This is a genomic window from Breznakia pachnodae (assembly GCF_030814225.1).
Classification (GTDB): domain Bacteria; phylum Bacillota_I; class Bacilli_A; order Erysipelotrichales; family Erysipelotrichaceae; genus Breznakia; species Breznakia pachnodae.
This window is the reverse complement of record NZ_JAUSUR010000002.1, coordinates 84,350-97,899: the sequence shown is the minus strand read 5'-3', so window position 1 is coordinate 97,899 and position 13,550 is coordinate 84,350. Positions and strand designations below refer to the sequence as shown.

Below are 13,550 nucleotides of genomic sequence, written 5' to 3'. Positions count from 1 at the left end.
TTCCCCCTAAACTATGAATTAATTTTATCATAAATATATTTTGTTTCCTACGTGTTAATTTATTTCGTTCGTCTAAATTGTATTTCACTTAGTAAAAGATGATAATAATAGAGGAGGATCTAATACTCTTATTTATTGCATGAGGAAGTGTAAAGTATATTGACTATCAGAAGGGATCGCAAGATTTAACAAAGGTAAGGTTGAAAAGTAAGTAAAATTAGAAGAGAAAGGATGATGTTTATGCCAACAATGGCCGACCCATTTTCAGGGAATATAAAAAGAAAGATTTCAAAAGTAGAATTAATTCAAGCCCTTCGAGTAGATATTGCTTCAGAATTAGAAGCGATTTATTTATATGATGCTCACGCTCATGCAACAGATGATCCATTAGCTAAGAAAGTATTAATGGATATACGTGATGAAGAAAAAGAACACGTAGGAGAATTAATGACGTTAATGCGTTATTTAGATCCAGAATTAACGAAACATCTAATGAGTGGAGAAGAAGAAGTAAAAGAAATGATGGCAGATTTAGGAATTGTAGAACCATCAATTGACAGTATTGCTTCTGTAGGTAGCCTGTTAGATGATGAAGAATAGGTAGGAGGTACATTATGGACTTTTTATCTAGAGATGATATGCCATTAGATGAAACACTTTGGGATCGTATTGATAACGAAGTAGTTGAAACTTCAAAAAAGCATTTAAAAGGTAGAAGATTTTTACCAATATTCCATTCAGGAAGTGGAAGCAATGTGGCTTATGTTGATGGACATGAACGTACAGAAAACTTTAAGGATGGAATTGTAGTTGATGAGAATCGTAAAGTAATCTCACTCCCACAGCTATATTCAGATTTCTGGTTATACTGGCGTGATATTGAACACGCAAAGACACAAGGTTATTCCGTTGATTTATCAGCAACTACATATGCTGCAAAACAATTGGCAAGACGTGAAGATGAATTAATCTTCTATGGTAACAATGACTTAGGATTAGATGGACTGTTAACTGTAAAAGGCAGCCAGTCATTGAAACGTGGAGATTGGACAACTGGAGAAAACTCATTCCAGGATATTGCGAAAGCAGTAACAATGTTGGAAACAAATGGTTTCTCAGGTACTCACTCATTAATTGTTAGTCCAGATTTATATCTGGAACTTGAAAGAATTCAACCAGGAACTGGTTTATTAGAAGTTGACCGTATTAAGAATGTCTTAAGTGGAAAACTAATCAAGTCTACTGCGTTGAAGCCTAAAACAGCAATCGTCGTATGTAATGAACAACCATACATGGATTTGCAGGTTGGTGTAGATATTAGTACTGCATATGTTGAATTGGCAGACAATATGAATCATCACTTTAGAATCTTAGAAACAATTGCTTTAAGAATTAAAGAGCCACAAGCAATTGTAATATTGAAATAATATAAATTGAGAGATGTTTACTTTACTGTAGACATCTTTTTCTTGTATATTTAAAGTACGCAAGATAAATGAAAACAAATCTAACATATTTAGATATAATATCTGATGGATTGGAGGCAATATATGAATGATTTAGAAAAAGTATTAATAGCAATTGACTACATTGAAACTCATTTAATGGAAAAATTAGATTTAGACAAGATTGCACAGGCAACTCATTATTCTAAGTTTCATCTTCATCGCTCATTCACAAAAACAGTTGGACTTACTATATATGAATATAGTAGAAGAAGACAGTTAAGTGAAGCAGCGAAATTATTAGTATTTTCTAATAAATCAATAGTAGATATTGCACTTCTATCTGGCTATAGTAGTCAACAAGCGTTTGCGACAATGTTCAAAGCCATGTATAAGCAATCACCAAATCAGTTTAGAGAGAACAATGTATATTATCCATTACAATTAAAGTACAAACTGGAAGGACACACAAGTGCTATTCATTTTGGAGATACTGGTAATGTATCAGCCATCACGTTTGCAACTGAAAAAGATATACCAAGTTGGATAGAACTTACACGATTGGTAATTGATGGATTTCCTTATCTTAATGAAGAGGATTATCTTATAACTCTTAAGCGATGTATAAAACAAAAAGAAGCCTTAATATTAAAGGAAGAAGATATCGCAATAGGTATCATGTTGTTTTCAAGTAAAAGTGGAAGTATTGAATTTTTAGGTGTGCATCCATTATATCGAAGCAAAGGAATTACAGAATTATTTTTGGATAAAGTCTGGAATGAATTTTTTAAAGATAAGGAAGTTATAAGTATTACAACATATCGAGATGGTGATAAGGCAGATACAGGGTATCGTGAAGAACTAAAAGAGTTGGGATTCGCAGAAGCAGAACTATTAACAGAGTTTGGCTATCCAACACAAAAGTTTATTATGAAGAAAAAATAGGGGGTTCAATGAACGATACAGATATTATAAATGAATATAGTAATGAAAATCCATTAGCAAGACATTTCACAATCAAAGACTTATTAAAATTTACCTTTCCAACTATCTTTATGATGGTGTTCTCAGGGTTATATACCATGGTAGATACGATGTTTGTGGCGAGGTTTGTGAACACCGATGCTTTATCATCCATTAATATAGTTACACCAGTGATTAATGTAATTGTAGGGATAGGTGCCATGTTTGCGACTGGAGGAAGTGCAATCGTAGCACGAAAAATGGGAGATGGAAATAATAAGGAAGCAAGAAGCAATTTCACAATGATTGTAATAACAGCAATCGTTATTGGCGTGTTTATCTCTATGTTTGGATTGTTATTTATAAACCAGATGATAAAAATGCTGGGTGCCAGCGATTTATTGTTTCCATATGCAAAAGATTATCTGACAATTTTATTAATTTTCGCACCTGCAAATATTCTTCAAGTTGTCTTTGCAAATCTATTTGTAACTGCTGGAAAACCTGGATTAGGAATGGGATTAGGTTTAGCTTCAGGGATTACCAATGCAGTATTTGATTATATTCTTATTGTGCTACTACAAATGGGAATTGCGGGTGCAGCACTGGCAACAAGTATGGGGTATTTATTACAGGCGACTGTTGGGGTTATCTTTTTTCTAAAAAATAGAAAAGGAACTTTATACTTTGTTAAGCCACACTTTGATATAAAGGTAATAAAAGAGAGTAGTTTTAATGGTTTATCAGAAATGGTAAGCCAACTGTCAATGGCCGTTACTACCTTTTTATTTAACCTGGCAATGATGCGACTGTTAGGTGAGGATGGGGTTGCTGCAATCACAATCATAATTTACTCTCAGTTTTTACTTACAACTTTCTATATTGGTTTTTCTATGGGAGTAGCTCCAATTTTTAGCTATAACTATGGCAGCGAAAATACAAAAGAACTGAAACGGATATTTCAAATATGCATTTTATTTATTACTGCAGTTTCAGTTATTGTATTTGCTATTTCAATGATTGGTGGACCATATCTGGTAGGTTTATTTTCTGAGAAAGGTACACAGGTCTATGATATAGCTAAGGTAGGATTTTTAATCTTTCCATTTAGTTTCTTATTTTGTGGAATTAATATATTTTCATCATCTTTATTTACTGCATTATCAAATGGTAAAGTATCAGCAATTATTTCTTTTTTAAGAACATTTGTATTTCTTACAATTGGTATATTAATATTACCCATCTTTCTAAATGAAATTGGGATATGGTTAGCAGTTCCTATAGCTGAGATGTTTACACTTATAATTTCAATTTACTTTATTATTCGTCATAAATCAGAGTACCGTTATTATTAGTATCAGTAACTTGATGATTATAATGTTTTTAACTTTTCTATCTAATGTTGTTACTATATAATAAACATAGCAACAAACCAAGGAGGGTATTATATCATGACACATATAACACTGAATTTAACAGGAAAGTTTATGCCAATTGATCGTGGAGATATGTTTGAAGATCCACTACATGAATTTCTTCAAGCAAAAGAATATGGAATTGTTGATGGTGGTGGTTCTGCACTTCAGGCAAATGGTGAAATTGATACGGTTGATGTGGAATTATATTTGAATGATGGAGTTGATGTATCAAAAGTAATCGATGAAATGACAGAATTTCTAAGTCAAGAGGTTGGAGTTCCAAAAGGTTCCAAATGGATACTTGAAGATAAGAAGATTGAACTTGGTGAATACGAAGGGCTAGGAATGTACTTTAATGTCGAACCTGATAAGGTAAATGTAGAAGAATTACAGAATATCCTTAATGATAGTTTTGCGATATTGGGTAAGAAAGTTTTATATACATCCAATCGACTAAATGATAATGTTACGGTTATTTATTATTATGGCGATTCATACGATGAGATGGAGCGGATTTTAAGTGACTTTATGAAAGAGAAGTACAGTCATCTAGATATTACTTTAAAGCAATTATAGATAGGACGAAGATGTTTCATATGACATCTTTTCTTTTTCATTGTAATGAATTACTCGAAATATAGTTTAGATAGATTGAGTTGGAGATGTATAATTTATATACTTCTTTTATGTTATAATAAAGTCTGTAAGTTTAAGTAAGGTGGAGGACTAATGATGGAGAAGAAGTATATATTTTTTGATGTGGATGGTACCCTGACAACAGGATTAAAACATGGAAATGTTATTCCAGATGATACATTGGAAACAATTAAGAAATTAAAAGAAGCAGGACATTTTCTGTCATTAGCTACTGGTAGACCAGCGTTTCATGCTAAGAACATGGGTGAACTAGCTGGGATTGATAATATAGTATGCAATGGTGGATATGGTGCTTATGTAAATGGTCAAGAAATCTTCGCTGAGGGAATGGATCAAGAGGAGTTGTTTCAACTAATTGATGAGTGTGAAGAGAACAACATTCCTTATGGAGTATCTGTTGAAGGTGATGATTACTTTTTATGTAATTCTAAGGAGTTGAAAGAGAAAGTTGATGACTTTAATTTTTGGGCTAAAATGGAAGTTGACGAAAACATGCATGGTAAAGATTTTGAAAAGGTTACACGAATGCTAGTGGATAAATCATATTTTGATATTAAAGAACGTAATACTTATACTAAAATTATTCTAATGTATTATCATGCACCGTTTATGATTGTGGAACCAGATGATAAAATCGGTGGTATCAAACGCCTGATGAAGCATCTTAATGAACCATTTGAAGAAGTTGTTTGTTTTGGTGATGGCCACAATGATATTACGATGCTAAAGGAAGCACCACTTGGAATTGCGATGGGCAATGCAGTGGATGAGGTAAAAGAAGTAGCTGATTATGTAACAGATGCAAGTGATGAAGGTGGAATCCTTCATGCCTGTAAACATTTTAAATGGATATAAGAAAAGTGGTGCGACTCTTGTCGCACCACTTTTATGTTTAATCGATTAATTTATGTCTAACATTCTTCCATAAGTAAGTTGTATAAATAGCATATATTGTACCAATTATAACAAATGCAGTAAGAAAAACTAATTCTCCTAAATTGAAAAATTGTGTAATGATATATGCTAGAGCAATGAATGCTAGTGCACAAATAGTACTTATTAGTTTAAGGTTTGACCATTTATTAGTACTCATATAGCATCACCTCTTTACTAAATTATAGCACGTTTATTGAATTGCATCGCAATTAACAATTAATCTTTAGTAACATAAGAATACATATCACCAGATTGGATATATGTACAAGGAATGTCTTCGTTTAAAGCGTCAGGTAGATAATGAATCATATACTCCATACCTGGTTCTTCTAAATTAAAGTGTCCCATATTAATTGCTACTTTATTCATGTTTAACATACTACTATCACGGATGTATTCAGCTAAAGTGAAGTCAACTAATTCCAAAGTTAAGAAGCAATCTATATCTTTTTTGTTTGCTTCTTCTATTGAATCTCTAGCATCACCAAGCACATGGAATGGAATTTTTACTTTTTTTACTTTTGTGCTAGTATCGCCAAGTATTTTGATTCCATTTAGATTAAGCTTATTAATGATATCTTCTGCTAGATCTTTTGCTGTTGTTTCTGGTAAGTCAAAAAATAAAGGATTTTCTTTATCTCCAATAATATAATCAGACCAACCTAGTTTTTCTGATAAACCATAAAAGATTCCATCTATATAAGTGCCATCACCTTTTGGAATTCCTGAATGAATATAGTCATGATCTCGCCAAACAACAATACCTGTTTCATCAAGTAATTTCTTCTTAGCAAGAAATGTAGTATTTTCACTTTCAATCAGCCAATCTGTATGATCTCCATGATTCCAAAATAAAGCTTCATGACAGATAATTAAGTTTGCACCTTGTGCATGAGCTTTTCTTATTACATCAACTGATGCCCAGCAAGTGGTAACGATACCTGTACATTCTTGGTTTGCATCCCCATAAAGTATTTTATCTCTTGTAGTTTGGTCATCTATTTTCTTTCCTTCAAAGATTCCTTTATGGTAATTTTTAACTTTTTCAATCGCTTCTATAATTTTCATTTAAAGTCTCCTTTCAATAAATGTAAGTTTATTCATCATCATAATCTACTGCAGTATCTAGTTGATTAACGTAAATGATTTGCTTTCTGCATTCTTCTACGATATTTGAAATACGTTCTTTATCTAGGGTTTCTTTTTCAGGAACAAGTAAAAGACTCATTGCCAAAGGTAAATTCATTCCACAAATAATATGTACTCGATCATTCATATATGGATAAAACTTTTGATAAACGCTGCCCCCCATTAAATCAGTAAGAACAATTACTTCATCTTCTGGGTTGAAATTAGAAAACAAGTTATTAATTGTAACTTCAAGGTCAGGTTCTTCATTGGCAGTATATGCATTGATATCGTGAATTTTCTTTGATCCGTTTGTTAAAAATGCAACGGTTTCTTTGAGCCCATATGCCATTCGATGATGGGATGCAAAAATAAATCTTCTCATAATCAGTCTCCTATCTTTCTAACAATTGGATGAATTGTATTACGAAAGTCTTCTATATCTTTTAAAAAGAGTGACCAAGGAGTTATCATAACTCCTTGGTTTTTATTACTATATACTTCTTCTTTCATTTTTATTATGCTGCAAAGATTCCAGTAGCTGCACCAACCATTGATGCAATAATAATAAATAAAATCATCCAAGTCATTTTTACTTTTCTTACTTTCATAAAATAATAAATAACGGCAACAGCTGCAACAGGTAGTAATGCTGGCATAACTCCATCAATTAATGATTGAACTTCCATGACAACATCGCCATTTTGAAATGATAATCCTGTTTTTAAATTGACAACAGTTGCTATTAGGGAACCTACAACAGTTAATCCCAGAACCGAACATGCTTCAGTAAATACCGTAATTTGTTTACCAAATTTAGTAATTACGTTTACTCCCATTCCATATCCCCATTCATATTGAAGGATACGTACTGCTAGAAAAGCAACGGTAAATGAAAGCCAAAGGAATATTCCTAAAGGATTACCTTCCATTCCCATACTAGCTGCGATAGATCCAAAGATAGTAGGAATCATTGCCCAACCAATCGTATCACCAATTCCTGCAATAGGACCCATTAATCCAACTTTAAAATCGTTAACAGCATCTAATGAAGCAATTCCACCTTCATCTTCAATACCAAGAGCAGCACCAATAATGAAAGGTGAAATCCAAGGCATTGTATTATAATACTTCATATAGTTAAGTGCTGATTTTTTCAAATCATCATCATTAGGATACATTTTTCTTAAACATGGATATACGGAAAATAAAGTGGAAGGAGCTAATTGAGTTTCATAATTAAAGGTTGAAATACTAATTAGCCAGCGCCATGCAGCTTTACGTAAATCTTTTTTTGTTAATACTTTTTCTTTACTCATCTTCTAATCCTCCCGCCATTGCTCCAGTTGTTGACGCAACTTTCATTTGGCCTTTATAAACTTCATATGCAGCTGCTAAACCAACTGCAGCAACTCCTAACACAGGAACTCCGATATATGCTGATAAAACAAAACCTACTAACAAGAATGACCAATATTTATTTAGAGGCATATACATTAATAGCATAGCCATCCCTACTCCTGGTAATAAACCACCTGCAATTGTTAATCCACTTGTAAACCAAGTTGGCATAAAATCTAAAATTGTATTAACAACAGTTGGTCCTGCGGTAATACATACTAATACAGGAATTGCAGAACATAAACCATAGAAAAGAGGTGATATTTTAATTACATTTAACGCAGATTGAAATTTTCCGTTTTCAATTAAAGCAACTTCTTTTCTCATTAAGAATCCATTGAATATTTTATAAATAACATCAAAGTTAACACCAAGCATTGCTACTGGAATCCCTATTGTTAAACCTGCTTCCATTCCTTTTCCAGTAGTTATGGCAATTGTAGTTGCGATAATTGCAGCGACTGGATAATCTGGCATTGATGAACCACCAACTGCTACAACTCCCATTGACATAAGTTGCATTGTAGCACCAATATATAATCCAGTAGCTGAATCTCCTAAGATTAGTCCAACTAACCAACCACAAATAATTGTATTAAAAGCAAAAAATTGTGTAGTAACTGTATCGGTCATTTTTAGATACGCTACTAATGTAATAAGTATAATTTGAATTACTGTTAATTCCATTGTTTCATTCCTCCTATAAATCCATAATATTAGCTAATGGAACAGCCTTATCAGTTGTAGTGAAGCGCACATCAACCTTCGTTCCATTCGCAATGATTTTTTTGTAAATACTTTTGTCTTCATCTTTAATCGCTGCTCTTGAACTAACTTTCGTTCCAGTTACACGATCTCTTGTAATACCAATTACAAGATTTGGTATTTTCTGATTTCCTTCTTCTTGTAATTTCAAAATAGTTTCGGGATTTTCACAAACTACAAAAACTTTGTGATCATCATATTTCCCATTCTTGAAATTATTAATAGCAGTTTCTTCAGTGATGATTGAGCAAGCCATTCCTGCAGGCTTTCCAAGTCTCATACTCTCCTTTATAATAGGATCATTTGCTGTACGGTCATCAATCACCATAATTCGCTGTGCCCCTGATTGTGGAGCCCACATTGTTGAAACAATACCATGTAATAAACGATAATCTATTCTTCCTAAAATAATACTCATTCTATTCCTCCTTTCACTTTGTAAGTAGGGTATATTCTTACGTACACCCTTTATATAGCAAAAACCATGCCAATTTAAATAATCCTTATTTTATGCTTGTTTTTTTATCATACAGACACTAAGTGATAATGAATTAACACTAATGGTGTCATAACTTTAGAAAAGAAAGGATGCATATGGCACCCTTAGTTTCTATTGTATATTTTTGATATAAATATTAATGTATTCCATTTCTTCAATGGGAATGTTTACACTATAATATTTTTCTACTTTAGAAAATGAAGTTTTAATATGCTTTATAAATTCTTGCATATCATCTGTACATTCATCAGCAGTTTTTTGATATTCTTCCTCCCCTTCATGAGTAACTAGTCGTTCAATCAGACAACAGATATGAACATAAAGACCGAAACAAGCATTATAGCTGAATATAGTATTCATTTCACTTTGCAATTTGTCAATTGCATCTGCTACATGTTCCAATAATTTATCAGGATTTAAAATAGTTAAATTACCAATAATATTAGATAAAGAAAAGTTCTTCAAAATATTTCTTCTAAATAATTCCATATCATTTTCATTTATCATGTCCTTAAAATAAACTGTTAATATTTCAAATGAGTTATTCATAATTAATTCTTCTACTGGAATAAATTTAATATTTTCTATTTTTGGATTTAATGTTCCAACAATACAAATAACTTCATAGTTATTAAAGAAATCATTTTCTAGTTTATACTCTAAAAGAGTAGAGTAGTCATATGTTACTACTTTCACTGGTAAGGCTTTTGGTAAGGAATCTTCTAAGATAGATTTTAGCTTTTCAGCTGTACCAATTCCAGTTGCACATGAGCAGAGAATTATTTTTTCTTTTTCAGTCTTTTCAATAATTTTATAATGATTGATATTTTCTTTCATACATTCATCAAACAATTTAGATAATGGTATGTCATTACGCAGACCATCTCCTATATAAACTGCTTGTTTTGTGCTTACATTATTTGCAATTGCAATGTTTGCACTTGTTTTGTGTGCAATTCCTTGATGTATTTCTTCCAAAGAACCCATATCCACTAACAATACTAAATCCTGATAATCCCCATGCTTATTTAAATACTCATTCAGTTTTTCAATGATGACTTCTGTAGAAGTATCAATAGGCATATCAATGGCATCAAAAATATATGCATCAAGTAATTGATTGGCTGCATTAGCAATACTACTTGCAGTAGCATAACCATGAGCAAGAATTACTCCTATTCGTTTATTGATTTCACGTTCACTATGATATATGACCATACTTAATGTAAGTATAGCAATCTGGAAAATATTTAACTCCAGATCCAATGATACATGGATATTTTGCGCCATTTCCGAAGCAATTGAATATTCACGCATATACTTTTTTTCAATAATCTTAGAAAAATCTATAGATTCTTGCCTATGGGTTTCAAAAGAATCAATGATTGCCAAACTATGTTTTGAAAAATCTTTAACTAACATAGACAATGCCAAAATTTCATTTGATTTGAAATCAAGCCCATATTTGATTCCAATCATTTCTATAATTTTTTTCATCATATTTAAAATTAACCCATCACGCATATTGTCATTAGCGTTTTGGTTGAATAATAGATGATTATAATAATTCTCAATATCTGTAATATTATTTTGAAGGAATACATTCATTGATATCTGATTGTTTTGCAGTTTCATCATATTTTGAAGTAAATCATCTATCAGAGAGTTTTGTAAGGTTTTACTCAGAACACGTTCTTCTAAATCTTGTATTGAAAGGATTTGCTGTCGATCAATAAGGCTTACAGATTGTTCAATTTTTGAATTTGAAATTATCGTTTCTGGTAAATCAAGGGTATGAATCTGTAATTCATTATCCTCATGTCGATGATGATATAAAGCATTCATACATGTAGCTTGGATTGTATTTTTTAATTCACCAACATTACCGTTGTAAGTGGCATTTAATAAAATACTATATGCTATATTTGTTATTTTTATTTCCCGTTTCATTTTGTGAGCTTCACTATCCAAACAATGAATGATTAATTGAGCTTTTTCATTAATACCTCTTTCAGCAATTGAAGGCACAAGCAAACGAATCGGAATACGTCGATATAATGTTTTTAATAATACTTTTTGTGGATCTTCTGTTGTCGCAAAAATCAAACGAACATCACTATGATAGAGATTTTCATTATCACCTAACATACGATAATAACCGTTATCCATAAATAAAAATAATTTTTCCTGGCATTCTGGTTTTAGGCAATGTACTTCATCTAAAAATAATACACCACCTTCAGCTGCTTTAATTAATCCAATATTATCACTTTCAGCTCCAGTGAACGCACCTTTTTTATAACCAAATAAATTTGCACTTAGCAATTCTGGGTTATTCGCATATTCACTACAATTTACATGAATAAATTTCGCATCTTTTTCAATGTGATGGTTGTTAACTCCATATTCATACATTAAATAAACAATAAAACTTTTCCCACTACCCGTTGGTCCATGTAGAAGTGTTGGAAGACCAATTGGTGGATAAGAAATAGATGCTTTACATTTATCAACTAAATCTTGAAGACTCTCACAATGTCCAATTAATTTTTGAAAATCTTTTTTCTCATTCCTTTTAAGTTCAAGCATCAAATCCTGATAAGATGAGAATAAGTTAGCAGATAATTGTATTCGATATTCTTGTTCTAATGTTTTCCTGTCTAAAAAGATAACAGGACGAGTATTAATTTTTATAAATGTTTCGTTGCTATAGAATTCATTTAAATGCTGTGATATCCAGTTTCTACTGAGGTTAAGATGGTGTCCTAGTTCAGTAGCGTTATTTTTTGTGTATGTCTTATTGATAGTGTTTTCTTTTACTAACGCTAATAATTTGTCTTCCATAACGTTTCCTGCTTTCTTAATTTTTATTGATTGGTGATGATATATTATTACCATAACGTAATTCAAATCTTTTGTAAATAATAAGATTTTTTGTTTCAAATAGCATTTTTATCAACATAAAAAGGGATAATATGTACAATATATACCCCTTTAAATTTATCTATCAATTAAATTATAGCATAGTTATTATAATTCAACTGCAAATACAGTACCTACTTTTTCACAACCTTGTTTTTCGTAATAAGGATCTACATCACTTGTCACATAAACAGGCATATTTTTGTAATCATCACAAACAGCTTTCATTAGATAGCGACCGTATGATTTTCCTCTGCATGTATTACTAACCAATAAATCTAGAATATAAATACCATATCCATCATCATCTTTACAGCGAATATAGCCACATACTGTATCATCCTCAAGAATTACATAAGCAATAGAATGATTCATAGCCTTTTTGTACTTCTCCTGATTATCTGCATCACAGTAGTCTGACCAATCATCTTCTTCTCTCTGCATCATCTGAAAGATGGCAGGTAAGTCTTCTATTTGATATTTTCTAATTTCCATAAGTTCTCCTCTTATTTAGAAAATCGTTAAGCATAGCAACTTTTCTGTTGCTCTTTTTGTATGCAAAACAAATTTCACTTTCGATATTTTCTTTCAGTTTTACTATTTTTATGTCGTTTAGAATAAACGGTTCTAAACTTTTACGCATTAAATAAGAGACACCTTCATTACCTTGTACACCACTAATAATTGAATCAATGCGTGCCGTTCGAATTATATTTGGTGTGATATTGTTAGCCGCAAACATATCCATACAAGTTTTATAAATGCTTGTATTTTTATGCATCAATATACAAGGTTCCTGTCGTAAGTCGACAATTGACAGGGATTTATGTTTAGCGAAAGGATTTTCAGTGTTGATGATTGCTACAAGTTCATCTTCTGTATAAGGAATTGTAGTATAAAGTTTTTCATCAACAATGGCTTTACGAACAATCACAATATCTACACCTTTATCTAATGTTTTAAGAATCTCATCTTCTTCTAATTCGATCAGATGAAATTGAATACCACTAGATGTACTAAAATCACGAAGTGTTTTTAAAATATGATACTGGTTTACAAACGGCAGTGAAGCAATCTGAATTACTTCCTGATGTTTATTCAACCGATTAATCATGTTATTGTAATCAGCATACAGTTTCGTTGCTTCTTTATAGAAAATCTCTCCTTCATTAGTTAATGAGATTCTACGTTTGGAGCGATTAAAAAGAACAACACCTAATTCGTATTCCAATCTTTGAATACTTTTAGAAAGCGAAGATTGTGAAATGTTTAATGTGTCTGCTGCTTCTGAGTATGTTTCTTTATCAACAATCGTTATAAACTGGTGTAATTGTTCAAAGTTCATGACCTATTCCTTTCTGGAATACATTGTACCATAAATTGAATTGTTTAGGGATACTTACAGATATATAGTTA

Annotated in this window: 15 protein-coding genes; 6 read left to right on the top strand and 9 right to left on the bottom strand. The window is 31.6% G+C overall.

Annotated elements, in window-relative coordinates; translation table 11 throughout:
- The first annotated feature begins 240 nt into the window (after positions 1 to 240).
- From J2S15_RS06515 to J2S15_RS06490, 6 genes are all read left to right on the top strand, one after another.
- A complete protein-coding gene (locus J2S15_RS06515; protein WP_307406601.1) occupies positions 241 to 600 on the top strand; it encodes a demethoxyubiquinone hydroxylase family protein in 360 nt (119 codons plus the stop codon).
- A gap of 14 nt (positions 601 to 614) precedes the next feature.
- Positions 615 to 1,427, top strand: a complete 813-nt coding sequence (locus J2S15_RS06510; protein WP_307406599.1) for a family 1 encapsulin nanocompartment shell protein — start codon at positions 615 to 617, stop codon at positions 1,425 to 1,427.
- A gap of 123 nt (positions 1,428 to 1,550) precedes the next feature.
- On the top strand, positions 1,551 to 2,390 hold the full coding sequence (locus J2S15_RS06505; protein ID WP_307406597.1) for a helix-turn-helix domain-containing protein: 840 nt from the start codon (positions 1,551 to 1,553) through the stop codon (positions 2,388 to 2,390).
- 8 nt (positions 2,391 to 2,398) lie between these two features.
- A complete protein-coding gene (locus tag J2S15_RS06500; protein ID WP_307406595.1) occupies positions 2,399 to 3,763 on the top strand; it encodes an MATE family efflux transporter in 1,365 nt (454 codons plus the stop codon).
- Positions 3,764 to 3,859: 96 nt separating this feature from the next.
- Positions 3,860 to 4,402: a hypothetical protein gene (locus tag J2S15_RS06495; protein ID WP_307406593.1), complete on the top strand. Its 543-nt coding sequence runs from the start codon at positions 3,860 to 3,862 to the stop codon at positions 4,400 to 4,402.
- Between the two features lie 156 nt (positions 4,403 to 4,558).
- Positions 4,559 to 5,338 carry an HAD family hydrolase gene (locus tag J2S15_RS06490; RefSeq protein WP_307406591.1) on the top strand — a complete coding sequence of 260 codons (780 nt, stop codon included), beginning with the start codon at positions 4,559 to 4,561 and terminating at the stop codon, positions 5,336 to 5,338.
- 37 nt (positions 5,339 to 5,375) lie between these two features.
- On the opposite strand, the gene J2S15_RS06485 is transcribed toward J2S15_RS06490, so the two are convergent.
- The 9 genes from J2S15_RS06485 to J2S15_RS06445 form a co-directional block, all read right to left on the bottom strand.
- On the bottom strand, positions 5,376 to 5,576 hold the full coding sequence (locus J2S15_RS06485; protein WP_307406590.1) for a hypothetical protein: 201 nt from the start codon (positions 5,574 to 5,576) through the stop codon (positions 5,376 to 5,378).
- Between the two features lie 59 nt (positions 5,577 to 5,635).
- Positions 5,636 to 6,487, bottom strand: coding sequence for a Nif3-like dinuclear metal center hexameric protein (locus J2S15_RS06480; RefSeq protein WP_307406588.1), 852 nt, complete (start codon positions 6,485 to 6,487; stop codon positions 5,636 to 5,638).
- A gap of 28 nt (positions 6,488 to 6,515) precedes the next feature.
- Positions 6,516 to 6,932, bottom strand: coding sequence for a PTS sugar transporter subunit IIA (locus tag J2S15_RS06475; protein ID WP_307406586.1), 417 nt, complete (start codon positions 6,930 to 6,932; stop codon positions 6,516 to 6,518).
- A gap of 133 nt (positions 6,933 to 7,065) precedes the next feature.
- A complete protein-coding gene (locus J2S15_RS06470) occupies positions 7,066 to 7,866 on the bottom strand; it encodes a PTS system mannose/fructose/sorbose family transporter subunit IID (protein ID WP_307406584.1) in 801 nt (266 codons plus the stop codon).
- Positions 7,859 to 8,635, bottom strand: coding sequence for a PTS mannose/fructose/sorbose/N-acetylgalactosamine transporter subunit IIC (locus J2S15_RS06465; protein WP_307406582.1), 777 nt, complete (start codon positions 8,633 to 8,635; stop codon positions 7,859 to 7,861). Before J2S15_RS06465 ends, J2S15_RS06470 begins: the two co-directional genes overlap by 8 nt.
- Before the next feature lie 13 nt (positions 8,636 to 8,648).
- The gene (locus J2S15_RS06460) at positions 8,649 to 9,131 is read right to left on the bottom strand and encodes a PTS sugar transporter subunit IIB (RefSeq protein ID WP_307406580.1); all 483 of its coding nucleotides are present in this window, start codon (positions 9,129 to 9,131) and stop codon (positions 8,649 to 8,651) included.
- A gap of 192 nt (positions 9,132 to 9,323) precedes the next feature.
- Positions 9,324 to 12,056, bottom strand: a complete 2,733-nt coding sequence (locus J2S15_RS06455; protein ID WP_307406578.1) for a sigma 54-interacting transcriptional regulator — start codon at positions 12,054 to 12,056, stop codon at positions 9,324 to 9,326.
- A gap of 186 nt (positions 12,057 to 12,242) precedes the next feature.
- Positions 12,243 to 12,629, bottom strand: coding sequence for a GNAT family N-acetyltransferase (locus J2S15_RS06450; RefSeq protein ID WP_307406576.1), 387 nt, complete (start codon positions 12,627 to 12,629; stop codon positions 12,243 to 12,245).
- Positions 12,619 to 13,479 (bottom strand): LysR family transcriptional regulator, encoded by an 861-nt coding sequence (locus tag J2S15_RS06445; protein WP_307406574.1) that lies wholly within the window; start codon positions 13,477 to 13,479, stop codon positions 12,619 to 12,621. The genes J2S15_RS06450 and J2S15_RS06445 overlap by 11 nt, the downstream gene beginning before the upstream one ends.
- Positions 13,480 to 13,550: the final 71 nt, after the last annotated feature.

Excerpts from the sequence above, each read along its gene's own strand:
- J2S15_RS06450 (WP_307406576.1), bottom strand. The coding sequence starts at position 12,629 with ATGGAAATTAGAAAATATCAAATAGAAGACTTACCTGCCATCTTTCAG.
- J2S15_RS06445 (WP_307406574.1), bottom strand. The coding sequence starts at position 13,479 with ATGAACTTTGAACAATTACACCAGTTTATAACGATTGTTGATAAAGAA.
- J2S15_RS06470 (WP_307406584.1), bottom strand. The coding sequence starts at position 7,866 with ATGAGTAAAGAAAAAGTATTAACAAAAAAAGATTTACGTAAAGCTGCA.
- J2S15_RS06500 (WP_307406595.1), top strand. The coding sequence starts at position 2,399 with ATGAACGATACAGATATTATAAATGAATATAGTAATGAAAATCCATTA.
- J2S15_RS06480 (WP_307406588.1), bottom strand. The coding sequence starts at position 6,487 with ATGAAAATTATAGAAGCGATTGAAAAAGTTAAAAATTACCATAAAGGA.
- J2S15_RS06485 (WP_307406590.1), bottom strand. The coding sequence starts at position 5,576 with ATGAGTACTAATAAATGGTCAAACCTTAAACTAATAAGTACTATTTGT.
- J2S15_RS06475 (WP_307406586.1), bottom strand. The coding sequence starts at position 6,932 with ATGAGAAGATTTATTTTTGCATCCCATCATCGAATGGCATATGGGCTC.
- J2S15_RS06460 (WP_307406580.1), bottom strand. The coding sequence starts at position 9,131 with ATGAGTATTATTTTAGGAAGAATAGATTATCGTTTATTACATGGTATT.
- J2S15_RS06505 (WP_307406597.1), top strand. The coding sequence starts at position 1,551 with ATGAATGATTTAGAAAAAGTATTAATAGCAATTGACTACATTGAAACT.
- J2S15_RS06515 (WP_307406601.1), top strand. The coding sequence starts at position 241 with ATGCCAACAATGGCCGACCCATTTTCAGGGAATATAAAAAGAAAGATT.
- J2S15_RS06455 (WP_307406578.1), bottom strand. The coding sequence starts at position 12,056 with ATGGAAGACAAATTATTAGCGTTAGTAAAAGAAAACACTATCAATAAG.
- J2S15_RS06465 (WP_307406582.1), bottom strand. The coding sequence starts at position 8,635 with ATGGAATTAACAGTAATTCAAATTATACTTATTACATTAGTAGCGTAT.
- J2S15_RS06490 (WP_307406591.1), top strand. The coding sequence starts at position 4,559 with ATGGAGAAGAAGTATATATTTTTTGATGTGGATGGTACCCTGACAACA.
- J2S15_RS06495 (WP_307406593.1), top strand. The coding sequence starts at position 3,860 with ATGACACATATAACACTGAATTTAACAGGAAAGTTTATGCCAATTGAT.
- J2S15_RS06510 (WP_307406599.1), top strand. The coding sequence starts at position 615 with ATGGACTTTTTATCTAGAGATGATATGCCATTAGATGAAACACTTTGG.